This is a genomic window from Bacillus sp. ms-22 (assembly GCF_009759805.1).
In the GTDB taxonomy this organism is placed as follows: domain Bacteria; phylum Bacillota; class Bacilli; order Bacillales; family Bacillaceae; genus Bacillus; species Bacillus xiamenensis.
Window position 1 is genome coordinate 1,011,370 of record NZ_CP046653.1, and the last position, 16,564, is coordinate 1,027,933.

The 16,564-nt window shown below is 39.6% G+C and carries 21 protein-coding genes; 13 read left to right on the plus strand and 8 right to left on the minus strand.

All coding sequences use genetic code 11. The annotated features are described in order from the left end of the window. From GPA07_RS05175 to GPA07_RS05200, 6 genes are all read left to right on the plus strand, one after another. Complete coding sequence (locus GPA07_RS05175) at nt 1-222, plus strand: spore germination protein (protein ID WP_008357197.1); 222 nt, start codon at nt 1-3, stop codon at nt 220-222. Between the two features lie 94 nt (nt 223-316). Then, nucleotides 317-565, plus strand: coding sequence for a YueH family protein (locus GPA07_RS05180; protein WP_008357195.1), 249 nt, complete (start codon nt 317-319; stop codon nt 563-565). Nucleotides 566-592: 27 nt separating this feature from the next. Beyond that, nucleotides 593-1,000, plus strand: coding sequence for a YueI family protein (locus GPA07_RS05185; protein WP_008357193.1), 408 nt, complete (start codon nt 593-595; stop codon nt 998-1,000). Nucleotides 1,001-1,060: 60 nt separating this feature from the next. Next, on the plus strand, nt 1,061-1,612 hold the full coding sequence (locus GPA07_RS05190) for a cysteine hydrolase family protein (protein ID WP_008357192.1): 552 nt from the start codon (nt 1,061-1,063) through the stop codon (nt 1,610-1,612). Between the two features lie 77 nt (nt 1,613-1,689). Further along, a complete protein-coding gene (locus tag GPA07_RS05195) occupies nt 1,690-3,099 on the plus strand; it encodes a nicotinate phosphoribosyltransferase (protein ID WP_232532148.1) in 1,410 nt (469 codons plus the stop codon). Nucleotides 3,100-3,237: 138 nt separating this feature from the next. Continuing rightward, nucleotides 3,238-4,464: an EAL and HDOD domain-containing protein gene (locus tag GPA07_RS05200; protein WP_008357188.1), complete on the plus strand. Its 1,227-nt coding sequence runs from the start codon at nt 3,238-3,240 to the stop codon at nt 4,462-4,464. 34 nt (nt 4,465-4,498) lie between these two features. Here GPA07_RS05200 and GPA07_RS05205 read toward each other — a convergent pair whose 3' ends face one another. Then, nucleotides 4,499-4,852, minus strand: a complete 354-nt coding sequence (locus GPA07_RS05205) for a YuzC family spore coat inner layer protein (RefSeq protein ID WP_034738645.1) — start codon at nt 4,850-4,852, stop codon at nt 4,499-4,501. A gap of 505 nt (nt 4,853-5,357) precedes the next feature. Here GPA07_RS05205 and degQ point away from each other — a divergent pair. From degQ to GPA07_RS05235, 6 genes are all read left to right on the plus strand, one after another. Beyond that, complete coding sequence (gene degQ, locus GPA07_RS05210) at nt 5,358-5,498, plus strand: degradation enzyme regulation protein DegQ (protein WP_003213123.1); 141 nt, start codon at nt 5,358-5,360, stop codon at nt 5,496-5,498. Nucleotides 5,499-5,650: 152 nt separating this feature from the next. After that, a complete protein-coding gene (locus GPA07_RS05215; protein ID WP_008357184.1) occupies nt 5,651-6,565 on the plus strand; it encodes a polyprenyl synthetase family protein in 915 nt (304 codons plus the stop codon). Beyond that, on the plus strand, nt 6,562-6,732 hold the full coding sequence (gene comX, locus GPA07_RS05220; RefSeq protein WP_008357181.1) for a competence pheromone ComX: 171 nt from the start codon (nt 6,562-6,564) through the stop codon (nt 6,730-6,732). The genes GPA07_RS05215 and comX overlap by 4 nt, the downstream gene beginning before the upstream one ends. 53 nt (nt 6,733-6,785) lie before the next feature. Continuing rightward, the gene (locus GPA07_RS05225) at nt 6,786-9,107 is read left to right on the plus strand and encodes an ATP-binding protein (RefSeq protein ID WP_008357179.1); all 2,322 of its coding nucleotides are present in this window, start codon (nt 6,786-6,788) and stop codon (nt 9,105-9,107) included. 80 nt (nt 9,108-9,187) lie between these two features. Further along, complete coding sequence (locus tag GPA07_RS05230; protein ID WP_008357178.1) at nt 9,188-9,829, plus strand: two-component system response regulator ComA; 642 nt, start codon at nt 9,188-9,190, stop codon at nt 9,827-9,829. Nucleotides 9,830-9,852: 23 nt separating this feature from the next. Beyond that, the gene (locus GPA07_RS05235; RefSeq protein WP_008357176.1) at nt 9,853-10,242 is read left to right on the plus strand and encodes a hotdog fold thioesterase; all 390 of its coding nucleotides are present in this window, start codon (nt 9,853-9,855) and stop codon (nt 10,240-10,242) included. Between the two features lie 94 nt (nt 10,243-10,336). Here GPA07_RS05235 and mnhG read toward each other — a convergent pair whose 3' ends face one another. The 7 genes from mnhG to GPA07_RS05270 are packed head-to-tail and all read right to left on the minus strand — an operon-like array spanning nt 10,337 to nt 16,113. Beyond that, nucleotides 10,337-10,711, minus strand: coding sequence for a monovalent cation/H(+) antiporter subunit G (mnhG, locus tag GPA07_RS05240; RefSeq protein WP_071168673.1), 375 nt, complete (start codon nt 10,709-10,711; stop codon nt 10,337-10,339). Further along, nucleotides 10,695-10,976 carry a Na(+)/H(+) antiporter subunit F1 gene (locus GPA07_RS05245; protein ID WP_157292138.1) on the minus strand — a complete coding sequence of 94 codons (282 nt, stop codon included), beginning with the start codon at nt 10,974-10,976 and terminating at the stop codon, nt 10,695-10,697. Before GPA07_RS05245 ends, mnhG begins: the two co-directional genes overlap by 17 nt. Beyond that, a complete protein-coding gene (locus GPA07_RS05250) occupies nt 10,976-11,455 on the minus strand; it encodes a Na+/H+ antiporter subunit E (protein WP_008357170.1) in 480 nt (159 codons plus the stop codon). The genes GPA07_RS05245 and GPA07_RS05250 overlap by 1 nt, the downstream gene beginning before the upstream one ends. A gap of 6 nt (nt 11,456-11,461) precedes the next feature. Further along, nucleotides 11,462-12,940: a Na+/H+ antiporter subunit D gene (locus GPA07_RS05255; RefSeq protein ID WP_157292139.1), complete on the minus strand. Its 1,479-nt coding sequence runs from the start codon at nt 12,938-12,940 to the stop codon at nt 11,462-11,464. Continuing rightward, nucleotides 12,933-13,274, minus strand: coding sequence for a Na(+)/H(+) antiporter subunit C (locus tag GPA07_RS05260; RefSeq protein ID WP_003213576.1), 342 nt, complete (start codon nt 13,272-13,274; stop codon nt 12,933-12,935). The genes GPA07_RS05255 and GPA07_RS05260 overlap by 8 nt, the downstream gene beginning before the upstream one ends. Next, entirely contained in the window at nt 13,274-13,705 is a 432-nt protein-coding gene (locus tag GPA07_RS05265; protein WP_008357166.1) for a Na(+)/H(+) antiporter subunit B, read from the minus strand. The genes GPA07_RS05260 and GPA07_RS05265 overlap by 1 nt, the downstream gene beginning before the upstream one ends. Continuing rightward, on the minus strand, nt 13,702-16,113 hold the full coding sequence (locus GPA07_RS05270; protein ID WP_157292140.1) for a Na+/H+ antiporter subunit A: 2,412 nt from the start codon (nt 16,111-16,113) through the stop codon (nt 13,702-13,704). The genes GPA07_RS05265 and GPA07_RS05270 overlap by 4 nt, the downstream gene beginning before the upstream one ends. A 218-nt stretch (nt 16,114-16,331) precedes the next feature. Between GPA07_RS05270 and GPA07_RS05275 the strand changes: the two genes are divergently transcribed. Continuing rightward, nucleotides 16,332-16,541: a hypothetical protein gene (locus tag GPA07_RS05275; protein WP_008357162.1), complete on the plus strand. Its 210-nt coding sequence runs from the start codon at nt 16,332-16,334 to the stop codon at nt 16,539-16,541. Nucleotides 16,542-16,564: the final 23 nt, after the last annotated feature.

The window sequence follows — 16,564 nt, forward strand, 5'->3', positions numbered from 1 at the left end:
ATGCCAGCAATTGTTGGGCCTATTCATATTGACCGTGTTATTGGAAATGGTTCTGCACATTTCGGTGATGTGTTTGCCATTTCGCCCAAAAGTGTTGATCACTCTGCCGGCGGTTCAGGCACCTATAATGCAGGAGACTTTGTCCAGTTCTTCAACAGTCCAAATGTCACATTTGTTTGGGATTCAAACCTGATCAGCCAGCCAAAAAGCTTTAACGCATAGCCAGCTTTGAAAGGGATTCCTTTTCAGAAGCTGTCTTTTTTTATGGTACAATGGATATGAAAGGAAGAAGAAAAAGAGGTGTAAAAAGAGTCAAATGAAAATAAGAAAAGCACATATCACAAGCGGACAACCAAAGACCTACAATGTATATTTACATGAAAATAAAAAAGAATATAAAACACTTGTCGCTGTACCTGATATTGAATGGAGTATGTCCATTGCGTATGAGGACGAAAAAGCGCAGCTTGAGCAAACACTTGAACAATCCTTAAACCAAAGGGTAGAAATAAACGAAGCACGAGAAATCGCACAAAAAATTGTGCACTGGGTCACAGAAATGTAAATGTTGAAATCAGGAGTGAAAACCGCAATGAAAGAAGAATCCGTAGACTTTTATTTGCAGCAAGGAATATTTGGACATGCTGAAACAAAGCCCGATGAACGAAGAATGTTTCTCGGGTCATTAAGGGAACGCGCTCTTCTCGCTCTGACAAAGGGGCAAGTATCAAGAAATAAACCGTATCAAGAGGTCGAGCAAGTATTGAAGGCAAACCGCGAAGCCACTGTTCTTTTAAATGGTGAATTGTCTTATGCTTCTTATTCTCCATATGTCAAAATGGCAAATGCTGCTGGGTGTTCTTTTAAAGTGGTCAACCATCACGAGTCACATTCTCCTTTCGGTCTTGTCATAGAGATGCCGCACGCGATCAATCAAGAGCGCATCTATATAGAAGATGAGCTGTTTCAAAAAGCTTTTTCTCGTGAATCTGTTGAATAGGTTTCCCTAGTGAAATGAATAGGCTATAATGATTCAAAAGAGTATATGGGAGAGATGCGGATGGGCAAAGCACTGATTTGTATTGATTATACAGTTGATTTTGTTGCAGACGATGGCAAGCTGACGTGCGGAAAGCCTGGACAGGCAATTGAATCAAAGATCACAGAGATCACTTCTACATTTATTGATGAAGGACACTTTGTTGTCTTTGCCGTCGATCATCATGAAGAACAAGACCCTTATCATCCTGAGACTAAGTTATTTCCGCCCCATAATATTCGCGGAACAGAAGGAATTGAACTTTACGGAAAACTAAGTTCACTATTTCACACGTCAAAACATGTAAAGCATGTCTATTATATGGAAAAAACAAGATACTCTGCTTTTGCAGGCACTCAATTAGAAATGAAACTGCGCGAGCGTGGCATCACTGAACTTCATTTAGCCGGAGTGTGTACCGATATTTGTGTACTTCATACAGCTGTTGATGCGTACAATAAAGGCTTTGAACTTGTGATTCATGAGAATGCGGTGGCAAGTTTTAATGAAGCGGGGCACAAGTGGGCACTTTCTCACTTTGAGCATACGCTCGGAGCGAAAGTGGTTAAGTAAGGGAAGGAGAATGGAAGTTGGAGCATCGGTTTACTGACGACAGTTTATCACTACATACAGATCTTTATCAAATTAACATGGCAGAAACATATTGGAGAGACGGCATTCATGAGAAGAAGGCAGTGTTTGAACTCTTCTTTAGAAAGCTTCCATTTGACAATGGCTTTGCTGTATTTGCTGGTTTAGAAAAAGCGATTGAATATTTATCGGACTTCTCCTTCACCGAAAGCGATCTTGCTTATTTAAAAGATGAACTCGGTTATAAAAGCGATTTCATTGAATACTTAAGCGGGTTGACCTTTACAGGTACACTTCATTCAATGCGAGAAGGGGAAATTGTCTTTGCGAATGAACCAATTATGCGCATCGAGGCAACGCTTGTTGAAGCGCAGTTGATCGAAACGGCACTGCTTAATATTGTGAACTTCCAGACGCTGATCGCAACAAAAGCGGCTCGGATTAAAGGCATCATTGAAGATGAGACAGCATTAGAATTCGGAACAAGACGTGCGCATGAAATGGATGCTGCCATGTGGGGAGCAAGAGCGGCACTGATCGGCGGATTCCAAGCAACAAGTAATGTCCGTGCAGGGAAACGCTTCAATATCCCTGTATCTGGAACACATGCCCATGCGCTAGTACAAGCATATCGCGACGAATATACAGCATTTAGAAAATATGCTGAAACACATACAGACTGTGTCTTTTTAGTGGATACATATGATACTGTCAGATCAGGCATTCCAAATGCGATTAAGGTAGCGAAGGAATTCGGAGACAAAATCAACTTTATTGGGATCAGACTGGATAGCGGAGATCTTGCATACTTGTCTAAAAAGGCTAGAGCGATGCTGGATGAAGCAGGATTCCATGACGCAAAAGTCATTGCATCAAGCGATCTTGATGAACATACCATTATGAACTTAAAAGCACAAGGCGCAAAAATTGATGTGTGGGGTGTTGGAACGAAACTGATTACTGCATTTGATCAGCCAGCCCTCGGTGCCGTATATAAGCTCGTATCAATTGAAGAAAACGGCAAAATGAATGACACCATCAAAATCTCATCCAACCCAGAGAAAGTCACAACACCAGGCCGTAAACGAGTGTATCGCATTATTAATCAATTGAATCATCACTCTGAGGGAGACTACATTGCCCTTGAAGACGAAGATGTACAAAGTGCAGAGAAACTAAAAATGTTCCATCCAGTCCATACATTTATCAGCAAATTTGTGACAAACTTTGTGGCGAAGGACCTTCACGTCCCCATTTTCGAACAAGGAAAGCTTGTATATAATAATCCTGATATTCAAACGATTCAAGCGTATGTTCAGGATAGTCTCGGACTCTTCTGGGAGGAATACAAACGAATCAGCAAACCAGAAGAATATCCAGTCGATTTAAGTCAAAAATGCTGGGATAATAAGATGCAATTTATCCATGATGTGAAAAACAAAATCAAAAAAGAGCTTTATGAAAGCTGATGCCAGCGGAAAAGGAGATCATCCAGTCAGGTGGTCTCTTTTTTTGTTTTGACCGATTCAAAATGAACCATAGGGGCAATCATTTGGTATACTGAAAGCACATCTTGTTTGTCATTGCATAAAGGAGGACTGGAGCAGTTGAGGGTGTTTGTTGCGAGACAGCCTATTTTTAATAGAAAAGAACAAGTCGTATCATATGAGCTTCTTTATAGAGATAGTGAAACCAATACATATCATGCTGAAGATGGTGATCAAGCGACAACGGACCTCATTATTAATAGTTTTTTAAACATTGGCATCGAAACACTGACAGAAGGAAAACGATGCTACATTAATTTTACGGAAAGCTTGCTTTCGTCTGATCTGCTCACTTATTTTGATCCACATCAGCTTGTGATTGAGATATTAGAAAATGTGCCGATTACCCCGGCACTTATCATGAGATGTAAGCAATTAAAAAAATGGGGTTACACGATTGCACTCGATGATTTCTTTCTGAACGGAACCCATTTTCATGACAAATTACTTGACGAACTCCTCGATTGCATTGATATTTTAAAAATTGACTTTCTAAAAACAACATGTGAAGAACGAAGAGCCATTTTACATACATATAAAAAGTATCGACTTCGTTTCCTTGCTGAAAAGGTAGAAACGCGAAAAGAATATGAAGAAGCGTTAGAAGCTGGCTTCCATTTGTTTCAAGGATATTTCTTTAGTGAACCGCACGTCATTTCGGGACGAGCCTTGTCGACTAGCTTTCATGCGTACCATCAGCTATTGAATGAGCTGAGCAAGGAACAACCGAATATCCAGACCGTGACGCATTTTATAGAGAGTGATCTTTCGCTTTCATATCAATTATTAAAAATGCTGAATTCGGGCGGCATGAGACGCCTTTATCAAATCAAGAGTATTCGGCAGGCAATTATCCTGCTTGGATTTAACGAGATTCGGCGATGGATCTTTATTCTTTCATTTAAAGAACTCAATGTGCAAGCCAACTCAAGTCAAAAAGAAATCATCAAAATGTCGTTCATTCGGGCCAAAACGTGTGAACTCATTGCCCATCGAACCGAACGAGAGCATCCCGCTTCTTATATGCTGACAGGCATGTTTTCACTCATTGATACGCTTGTTAGGGCAGACATTACTGAACTTGTGAAGGAGCTGCCGCTTTCTGATGAAGTGGGTGAGGCGCTGCTTGGTTATGAAAATGACTATTCCTTTGTTTTAGACGTCGCCAAACGTATTGAACGAAATGAATGGGATGATGAGATGTTAGAAGGACGTCTTCCGAAGCAAGAAGCCTACGGCTGTTATATAGAAGCCATTGAATGGTGTCATAAAATGTTTGAATCTTAACAAAAGCCGCTCTGACGTGAGCGGCTTTTCTTTGTCATCCCCACTGTAAAAGCAGAAAAAGCCTGCTTGAAGTTAGGGATAAGTAGATGCGAATGCCTTCTGGACTAAAGCGGATATCGATATTGCTTTTTACCCCGATTTGTCTTAGCATTCGAATCACACTTGCGGTGTCAGCGCGCTCACCAGCCTCCATGATTCGCTGTCCAAACGAAAGCGATCCGGAAATTTGCTGTGTAATGAGTGATGCATCAGCAACGAGCCGGGTTGATTCTTTTGCAGCTCTTTGAAACGCGTGGGCATCCACCGGGGGGAAGGTCATAGGCGTTCGTGGGTATGCGCTCCTCATTGCGGGAACCTGCAAAGGGGGATAAGGAACATAGTAAAACACATGGTCACCTCTTCTCTCATTGAAGTGAATTTGGACGGATATCTGTTCTAAATGTATGAAGAAAATCAGAATAAAGAATCAAAATGATCTTTCTACCTTTGCACATTCATCATAAAAATAGGTACTTTTGCGGTCAATTTCGGTGAATGTCGCCAAAAAATTGCGGTGTCTACAGTAGAGCCTGTCGTCTGACCTATGACATGAAAAACCGTGAGAACAGAAGGGATCGTATGTTCTGTTGTGTGAGAATCGTGCCGAATCGTGCCTGTTCTTGTCGGAAAAATGACGCGGTTCCTTTGAAATTGAGATAAAAGTATCATTTGAAAAGTCTGAAAATGATGAAGAAAGACCTATTGAATTTTGCGGTATCACGCACACATTTTGTGCATACTTTTCGGTGAAAAAATACTCAATAGCATTTACACTGTTAGTAACAGATCAAATACTTATGACCCAATCACCATACACAAATACATTGATCTTCCAAAAAAGGAGAGTGGAATCGATGGAAAAGTATGAAATCGAAGAACTGAAACAACTATTATGGAAACTCGAAAACGAAATTAGAGAAACAACGGCTTCTCTTCATAACATTAACAAAAGCATTGATCAATACGACAAATATGAATATGTGAAAATTTCTTAAAGACTTGATGGCCATCAAGTCTTTTTTTTTATCCAAATACATACAAAAAAAGGATATATTATTATATAATTGTTAAATAGTGATGTCAGTGGACATTTGTTTATTTCTTTTTAGTAAAATAAGATGCGAGAGGGTGAGGATCAAGACCGAGTATGCTAAACTATCTAGAGAATAAAAAAATCAAGCAGAAAATGTCTGATTTGATTCAACATGCAGTCAGGCAGAATGATTTACAAAAGCTGCTTCTTGAATTTACAGATATAAAGAAAGAATGTCATTTTGGTCAATTGGCTTACCAGCATTATGAGGCATTTGGCGGACAAGACAAGCAAGCGATTACAGAATTGGCAGCAGGGATTGAACTTCTCATCTTATCTGCCGATATATTAGATGATGTTGAAGATCAGGATAATGATTCGTATCCTTGGATGAACATAAACCAAGGAGTGGCCATCAATGCTTCTACGTATTTGTATACGGTGAGTATCCAATTCATCACATCAATTTGTGAAAATAATTCTCAACTAATAGAGAAACTGTTCCACTTCATCAAAATGTCTATGGAAGGGCAGCATGAGGATTTGAGTCATTTGTATGGAACAGAAGAAGAGTGTGTAGAGGTTTTAAGGAAAAAATCTGGATCTTTAACAGCTCTTTCTAGCGTACTGGGTGTTTATTTAGCGACAAGAAAAATGAATGCCACTGTAGAATCTTATTCGATTTATTATGGTGTTGCTGAACAAATCAGTAACGATTTTTTTGCGTTATTTTCAAAAACAAACGGAGATTTTCAAAAAAAACAAACGCTGGCATTTAGTTATTTACAAAGACATTTTAACGATGTCAGTCTAGAGCTTCTTTCCTTCTTTTCTAACCGGCTGGATGAGTCAGAGCAAAAGCCGTTTCAACTGAAGCAAAAGTTACTTGAAGCTGGTTTGACTCAGTACATGGTATCGATGAGAGAGATTATGATGTTAAAAATGAAGCAAGGAATTGCACAACTTGATTTGCCTAAAACGAAAAAGGAACAATTATATGCATATATGACAAAGGAGGGCAATGATTGAACATTCAAAATGTTATTGCATATTTAGTGGAAAATCCTAATGTTGTGAATGAATTGGACTTAGGGAATGCAAGTTTAATTCACACAGATGAGGAAACGATGAAAGCAATCATTCAAGGCATAAAAAAAGGGCAAATGTCTGCAGATTATATATGGTACTATAAATGATACTATTCATTTAAAAATGATCTAAAAGTTCTCCAGTTAAGGATGTTTTATACATGAAGATAACTTATACGAAACTATCTGCTTTTTTGGTTTTTCTGTCTTTTTTATTTGTGATCTATGTTTCATATATTTATGTATTTGATATTTTTAATGGAGCACGTGTTGCGGAGAACAAGAATGGTCAAGCAGAAGTTGTCAAAGTCGAATATCTTTCTTTAGCCTACACATCAGGATTAGAAGAAGGAGATATTATACTTAAAATCAATGGAGAACCTGCTAACAATAAAGATCATTTGATCAATGGTGAGCTTAGGAATGTGCAAAGAATTGATATTCAAAGAGGCAACCAAATGATCACCCTAAAAAATAAGACATTGATTGGTCAAGAAAGTTTATTTGTCTATATAATTCCTCTCATCCTGTATTCAATATGTTTATTTTGTATCTTCTTTATCATTCGTATTAACAAAGAGGTCCAACGAAAATCAGCATTTCTTTTAGTTTTATTTTTATTAACGATTTGTATCGGATATCTTAGTGCAGGTACTTCAGGTATTGGTGATAGATTTAGCCATTATGTCATCACATTTTGTTTATCAAGTGTATTTATCTTTTATATTCATTTCATTTATCAATATTTTAAAGAGTTTGACCTGCATATAACGACTCGAAAAACAATTTATATTTTATATAGTCTTCCTATAACTAATCTAGTAATAGAGCTGTTTGTTCCAATTGATTCGGTGATAGCCAGATACATGCCGAGTTTAAATCTTTTATTCTTTTTTGCTTCTATTATCATGTCATTCAAAGTCATTATTAATGGAATGCAGAAATATAAAGAGACAGAGCAGGGGTCTGTTTTAAAGTTTTTTGTCATGATTAATATCATAGCATTTTGTCCGTTTATATTTTTATTTGCAATTCCATATGTTTTGTTTCGTATTTATGTTGTAGATCCCTTTTTCTTAACTTCTTTTGTATTGCTCATTCCTTTTTCACTCGTGTATCAATTCATGACGAACAAACTTTACAATATGGATTTCTTGATTAGTAGACTTAAATACTATGGATTTATTGCCATTACACCGACCATTTTAGTTGTTGTCACGTTTTATATTCTGCAAAAACCAGAAGATTTAAAGTACACACTGAAGCTCACATTCATCACATATACACTCATGTTGGCTGTTTTCTATTTTAAAGAAATTTTAGATTTCCGTTTTCGTTTGAAACGTTTTTCAGAGAAGCATAATTATCAGGATAGTGTATTTAAATTTACACAGCTTATTCGTGAGGCGTCATCACTTCATCAAGTACTGTATCATTTGAAATACACCATTTTAGAAGTGCTCGTTGTGAATAAAGCCTTTGTGCTAGAGGTGAAGGCTGATGGAGAAATTGTTGAAATTGATGAAATTGATGAATCAATAGAAGAAAGCCAGCTATGGAAAGATTATGTGGATCAATTTCAAGATATTTTAGGTGAAGTTGGTAAAATCATCGGACTGGATAAAGGATTCATGATGAAAATTGGCGAGCGGGGCGGTCACTCGTTTGTGATTTGCTGTTTATCCAATTTAAAGACACCGAAGCTGACCCGCGATGAAATTTCATGGCTGAAAACATTGGCATTTTACACAAGTGTCAGTTTAGAAAATGTCGTCAAGATTGAAGAATTGATGGAGCATCTTGAAGATTTGAAACAGCGTGAATCCAATCCTGCTTGGCTGAAAAAGATCATGTTTGCGATGGAAGAGAAGCAGCGCTCAGATTTAGCGAGGGATCTCCATGATTCTGTGCTGCAGGATTTGATTTCGCTGAAAAGACAGTCTGAAATGTTTTTAACCAATTTTCATAATGAACAATGCACAACGTCTATTGAAAATTCGCTTATCTCATGGAATGAACAAATGTCTAAGGTGATTCAAACCACAAGAGAAACATGCCATGAACTTCGGCCACAACTCCTTTATGATTTAGGGTTAGTGAAGGCGATTTCGAAGCTGGTTTCTCAAATCCAAGAGGAAGCACCATTTCATATTAGGCTGAATACGACCCGCTTTGATAAAGAACTGGACATTGATATTGACTCACAGCTGAATATTTACCGGATTGTGCAGGAGCTGTTATCCAATGCGTTGAAGCATTCTAAGGCCAGCCAAGTCTTAGTGATGCTCATTTGTATTAAAGATCAAGTTGTTCTCCATTATGAGGACGATGGAGTCGGATTTGATGCAAGCCAGCTTGATCAGCACACGATGAGCATGGGACTCTCAGGTATAAGGGAGCGAGTCAAAGCGTTAAATGGGAAGCTTCAAATTCACACAGCACCTGAAAAAGGGCTCAAGGTGAAAATTGAAATGGAATTGTAACGATTTCTTAAGGAATAAGACTTGGCATCTGCCAAGTCTTTTATATAAAATGGAAGTGAGTGATTTAAAGGGAGGAAGACATGAAGAAGATATTGGTCATTGATGATCATCCGGCTGTCATGGAAGGGACAAAAAGCATATTAGAATCAGATCAGCAGCTATCAGTCGATTGTTTAAGTCCTGATGCAGAAGCCGCCTTTTTAAAGACGCATGACTTCTCCATCTATGATGTGATCTTGATGGATTTAAATCTCGGGGATATCAATGGAATGGACATTGCGAAAAAAATTCTAGAAACGAATCAACAAGTGAAAATTATTATTTATACAGGATATGAAGTAGATGATTATTTCGAAGAGGCCATTCGAGCTGGATTGCATGGTGCAATAAGTAAAACAGAGACAAAAGACAAAATTATTGAATACATACACCGCACATTGCAAGGAGAAGTGGTCATTCAGCTATCCTATTTAAAGAAATTAATTTCACAGCAGCAAGAGAAGCCAGAACAGGCGCAGCAGACGGATCATGAGCTGTTAACAGAGCGTGAATGTTTAATCTTAAGAGAAGTGGAAAAAGGCTACACAAACCAAGAGATCGCCGATGTGCTTCATTTGAGCAAACGCTCGATTGAATACAGTTTGACATCCATCTTTAATAAGCTGAATGTAGGATCTCGAACAGAAGCGGTGTTAATTGCAAAATCTGAAAGTGTGCTGTAAACGTGTGAAGGGAGAGGGCCTTGATGGATGTAAGTGGATCAAATACACTGCTTGAGGCACTGGGTATTGAAATTGTGGAATGCAATCAGTCACGCTGCGTGGCGACAATGCCAGTCGATCACCGAACAAAACAGCCATTTGGATTACTGCACGGAGGCGCGTCAGCTGCTCTAGCAGAAACAGTGGCGAGCATGGGGGCTGCTGCTCATTTAGATGTAACTCAGCAGGTTTGCTCAGGTATTGAGATCAATGCCAATCATTTAAAATCTGTACGTGATGGAGTGGTGACAGCTACAGCTGTTCCTGTACATGTAGGACGGCGTACAATGGTATTCCAAGTCGATATAAAAGATGATCGAGACCGTCATATCTGTACGTCAAGATGTACACTTGCTGTCATTGATCGCATATAAAAAAGCTCCCGATGCGGAAGCTTTTTTTATATTCTTTTAGGAACATCTAATCATGAACATGAAGTGAACAGGACCTGAATGTCTGGTTCTTCATTTATAAATAAGAGTCTTCTTTTCGCTTAATGACAAAGTTACGGAAACCGCCATAATCATCTTGGACACTTCGTTTATCCATTTTCACACCAGTATTGTAAGCAGCTCTTCCGATTAAATGAGCGCCAACTGGTGCAGTCAGGAAGATAAAAACAATCCCGAGCAAAATTTTTGCAGAGATGACCCCTGCCAGAAACCACTCGTGAAAGAACACACCAACTAAAATGAGGACAACGCCAAGTGTCGAAGCTTTTGATGCAGCATGCATACGTGTGTAAACATCAGGCAGGCGAAGGACACCAATGGCTGCGATCAGACAAAGGATTGCCCCAAGCAGGATAAAGAAAATGACGATGGCTTTAGCGATGACGATCATTTTCAATCACTTCCCCTTTCTCAAGGAATTTGGAAAAAGCGACAGTGCCGATAAAGGCAAGGATACCGAGCAGTAAAATAATTTCAAAGAACGTAGTGGTTCTCAGTAAAATGGACACGATAGCTGTCATTCCAATTAAATTGATACCTATCGCATCAAGCGCACTAACGCGATCAGGAATAGAAGGTCCTTTGATAACCCGTATAACAAAAAGCAAAGTAGACAGCGCAAGAATGCCAAGTGAAATTTGCAATATAAGGTCCATTACTTACCGCTCACCTCCTGAATTGCTTTTTCAAATGAAACCCGAATATCGTGAATGGCTTTTTCAGCATCTTCAATATCCATGGCATGAATGTATAAAATCGACCGATCATCCGAAATATCAATGACCAGTGTACCGGGTGTTAATGTAATCATATTCGCTAGTATGGTGATTTCCCAATCTGTTTTTAAGTCTGTACGAAAGGCGAAGATACCAGGCTTGATCTGCAGCTTTGGAGATAACACCGTCTTTAGTACACTCAAATTGGCAAGAAGCAGCTCCCGGACAAAAATGATCACAAGCTTGAAAATCGCATAAAGGGCATAGCCGTAAAAACGTTGCGGGAAGAAGCGCCGTAGCATAAAAATGGCGATCATCCCTAATGCAAAGCCTGATACAAAGTCAGCAGCTCTGTATGTATCATTCATAAACATCCATGTAAAGGCGAGGAGAGCATTTAATAATATTTGAAAGGCCATGTTCATCTACTCCTTCAGCACAGCTTGAATATATTTTTCTGGTGTTGAAAGCATTTCCGCAGCTTGATTGATATAAGGTGCAATGAATTCTGTCCCTAATCCAATCGCAAGCGATAAGACTACAAGCAGTACTCCAGGGTACACCATTCCTCTAATGGATGGCTTTCTTCTTGGCATATCCTGTTCCTTGCCCCAAAATGCGAGCATGAAAATCCTCATAATAGAATAAAGGACAAGAAGACTGGACAGTAAAACAAGAATAGAAAACGTCATGTATCCAGCAGAGAATCCACCTTCCACAATTTTTAGCTTGCCAACAAATCCACTAAGCGGCGGGATACCTGCAAGAGATAAAGCCGATAGGAAGAACATCCAGCCGAGCAGAGGCTGGGATTGAATCAGTCCGCCCATTTTTTTTAAGTGATTGGTACCAGCATACACAAACAGTGCCCCTGCCAGCATAAATAAAGCGCCTTTGATCACCATATCGTGAATGAGATAATAAATGGCACCTTGGAGTGATGCCGGTGTATTGGCTGCAATTCCAAACAAAATGACGCCAACAGCTGTGACAATGTTATAAATTACGATTTTTTGCACATCAGCATAGGCGATAGACCCAATGACACCGAATATAACCGTTAGTGCGGCAAGCCAAGCCATGATTGTATGTGTAAAACCTGTATCATGTATAAAAATGAGCGTAAAGACTCTGGCAATTGCATATAAACCGACCTTTGTCAGCAGTGCGCCAAACAAAGCCGAAATCGCTGCTGGCGGTGCATGATAGGATCCTGGCAGCCAGAAATAAAGCGGGAAGACCCCAGCTTTTAAGCCAAATACAATCAGGAACAGAATAGAAATAACGGTGATTAACCCCGTTTGCCCTGATTCAGCTATTTTTAAACTTAAATCAGCCATATTCAGTGTGCCTGTGACTGCATATAAACAAGCGACACCAACAATAAATAACGCCGATGAAATGATATTAAACACGATGTATTTCAGTGATTCACGGAGCTGAGGCTTTGATCCCCCCAGCACAATGAGCATATAAGACGCCATCAGCAGTAATTCAAAGAAGACAAATAGGTTGAAAATATCCCCTGTTAAAAAGGCACCACTGACGCCAGCTAACAAGAATTGGACACCAGAATAATAGAACAGCCGCTCTCTTTCTTTCCCAATCGTTTGAAAGGAAAAAAGAACTGTGACAAGACCCACGAGCGAAGCGGTCAGCACGAGAAGTGCGGCAAACTGATCTGCCACAAGGGCAATGCCAAATGGCGCTTTCCAGCCGCCCAAATAAAGGGTTTGTATGCCGTTTGTGAAAATCGTTTGCACCAAATAGATATTACACATCACAGCTGAAAGAGATGCAAAGACACTAAAGCCTCTCGACAGCATGATGTTTTTATTCATAAAGATTAATAATGTAGCGGCTAGTAATGGAATTAATATAGGCAGGATCACGAGATTATTCATGCTGATCATTTCCTCTCATTTGATCCATGTCATCTGTTCTCAGCTCTTGGAAGGCACGGAAGGCCATCACGAGCAAAAAGGATGTTACACCAAAAGCAATGACAATGGCTGTTAAAATTAATGCTTGTGGCAATGGATCTACATAGGATGTGAGCCCCTCTTTCAAAATAGGAGGTGCTCCCTTTTTCAAGCCGCCCATTGTTAATAAAAGCAAATGGACGCCGTGACTTAAAACGGCCGTACCGACGATGACCCGCAGAAGGCTTTTTGAAAGCATTAAATAGGTCGCCGCCATAAAGATAATTCCGACGATAATAGACATTAGAAATTCCATTATTCCTTCTCTCCAATCGTTTGAATAATGGTCATGGTAACACCAACAACAACCAAATACACACCGATATCAAACAGTACAGCTGTCGCCAGCTCTGTTTTCCCTAGAAACGGCAGTTGGAAATAATCAAATGCATGGGATAGAAAAGGTGCTCCGAACAGAAAAGATCCCATACCTGTTAGGATGGCAACGAGCAAACCGGCACCAGCCACATAAATAAAGTCAAATGGTAAAATGCGTCTGACTGTTTTAAGATCATAGGCTAAAAGCAGAAGGACGACAGCACCAGCACTCATCAAACCGCCAATGAATCCTCCGCCAGGATTGTTATGTCCTGCAAGAAAGAGGTGAAGTGAGAAAAGCAAGATGATGAATGCTGTGATTTTTGTTGTGACTTGTAAGAGCATATCATTCGTATCAATCTTTCTCATCGCCGTACGCCTCTCTTCCGTTTTCCTTGTGCTTTTACCTTCAATAATCCATAAATACCGAGTGCCGCAATGGCCAGCACTGTAATCTCAAAGAGTGTATCAAAGCCCCTGAAATCGACAAGAATGACATTGACAATATTGTCTCCGCCAGCCAGTTTGTAGCTGTTTTCAATGAAGTACGTTGAAATTGTGTCAAGAGACTGCTGGCTTGTTGAAGCGAAAGCAAGACAGGTGACAACGACTCCAACACCTAATGAGATGATCAAATTTGTTAATTTAAATCTTCGTGTTTTTTGTTTCAGACTCAGCTTCGGCAAATGATAGAAGCAAAGTAAAAACAGTGCAACAGAAATCGTTTCAATAATGAGTTGTGTCAGCGCAAGATCAGGTGCTCTGAAAATCACGAAGAATAATGACAGGGTGTATCCCATGACACCTAGAGCAATAATAGCTGTTAAGCGTGAACGAGCGAATACCGTAGTGACAGTTGCCGCCACCATCACAAGTGAAAGGATGGCTTCGTACGTACCGATCGGTGCAGCTTGATCCGGTTGAAATGAGAAGGCTTGCTGGTAAAACATGACGCTTCCAAGCAGAATCACCATGAAACCAAACACATAGACAAGGTAGTCACGAAGGAAACCTGTCATGTAACCGCTTGTCAGGCGATATGAGCCTTTTTCTATTCCTATCAGCGAACGATCATATAAAGCGTTCAATGACCATTTTTCCTTAAAGATGTTGTACATCGGACGCCACTTTGACATCGTCAAATAACCGATTGTGCCGAGTGCAACAACACCTATTGTCATATAAAGCTCTGGCTGGAATCCATGCCATGCTTCAATTTTCACAGCAAAACGACTTCCTGTATCAATGGCTTCAGGAATAATTGCTTGAATAGCAGGTTCAATGACAGAATAGGCAAGGATATTAGGGAAAAAGAAGAAAGTGACCACAAGTGCAGCGAGAATCATTGGCGGAATAAGCATACCAATCGGTGCTTCATGCGGTTTTTTCTCCAATTGATCGACCTTTAGACGACCTCTGAATGTTTTAAAGAGGAGCATCATACTGTAAATGAACGTAAACACACTAGCAAGCCAAGCGATGGCAGGGAAGATAGCACCCCATGTGGATACATCGGTAAAGCTGATGTCAGAGATACGGATCATACTTGTGAAAAATAATTCTTTACTTAAGAAACCATTAAATGGCGGAAGTCCGGCCATCGAGAATGTACCAATTAACATAATCGTAAAGGTAATAGGCATGATGGTCATTAATCCGCCTAATTTACGAATATCACGTGTACCTGTTTCGTGATCAACTATTCCAGCTGCCATAAAGAGACTGCCTTTAAAGGTAGCATGGTTAATGAGATGAAAAATAGCAGCAAGTACGGCTGCGCCAAAAAAGGCAGGATTGTTTTCATGAATCGCAGCTGCACCTACTCCAAGCATGAGCATGATCATGCCGAGCTGACTAACGGTAGAAAAGGCCAAAATGGCTTTTAAATCGTTTTGCCGGACAGCATGGAATGATCCCCAGAATAATGTGACAAGTCCAACGATTGAAATCGTCCAAAACCAAACTTCTGATATAGCAAAGATTGGGCTAAAGCGGGCAACGAGATAAATGCCGGCTTTCACCATAGTGGCAGAATGCAAATAACTGCTCACAGGGGTTGGTGCTTCCATCGCATCAGGCAGCCAAATGTAAAATGGGAATTGTGCTGATTTCGTAAAGGCACCTAATAAGATCAGGATCATGGCAGGAATAAAATAAGGCGATGCCATCAGGAGCTGAAGCTGATTGACTGCTTCTCGAATACTGAATGAATCAGTGATGAGATAAATGAGAATGAAGCCGCCGAGCATAGCTAATCCGCCAAAAACAGTAATAAGCAGTGATTTGGTTGCTCCGTAACGAGAGCGGTCCCGCTGATACCAATACCCAATTAAGAGAAAGGAAGAGATGCTCGTTAGCTCCCAAAACAAGTAAAGAACGACCATGTTGTCTGAAAGAACCACACCAAGCATAGCAGTCATAAACATCAATAAATACGTATAAAAAGAGCCAAGCTGTTCTTTTTCCTTTGATAAGTAGAAAATACTGTACAAGACGACAAGTGCGCCAATTCCTGTAATCAATAACGTAAATAACAAACTAAGGCCGTCTACATATACAGTGAAATTCATTCCAAGGGAAGGAATCCATTCGGCCTGTGAGAACAACGTTCGTCCATTTGATGTCATCGTGATCATCTGGACAAAATAGATAAATAATAGAATTGGCAGGATAAGAACAAACCATCCCGTATGTATACGCTTTACATATTTAAAAAGAAAAGGCACAACAAACGCAAGCAAAAAAGGCGATAGGATGGCGAAGTGAATAAGCTGCAAGAAAATAAACCTCCTTTGATCAATGTAAATTCACGTTCTAAAGAACTGGTAATTAAAATTATAGCGTAAACACAGCTATAGCGCATTGGTTTGAACTGATTTACGGCAAATTGAATTCATTTTAAGTTCTTTTGACCATAAAATAATTTTATCAAAAATAAAACTCATTGTATATTGTTTTGTATTTCGTACATGCTTTTCTTAAAGGAGCTGATTACATGAAACTAAAAGCGGGCATCAGCTTAAGTATATTCTGCACGATTTTAGGAGGAGCATTCTTCATAGAACGAAATGATCAAAAAAGGTGGCAGGCTGGGAGTGAATGGCCGCTATTTTCTGAGCACCTCATTCATATGACCTACCAAGAGACCAAACAATATCCTTTTCAGCCCCGTGAATATTTACGAATTGTATTAGCTGATGAATAAGGTCTTATAGGAGAAAAGAAATA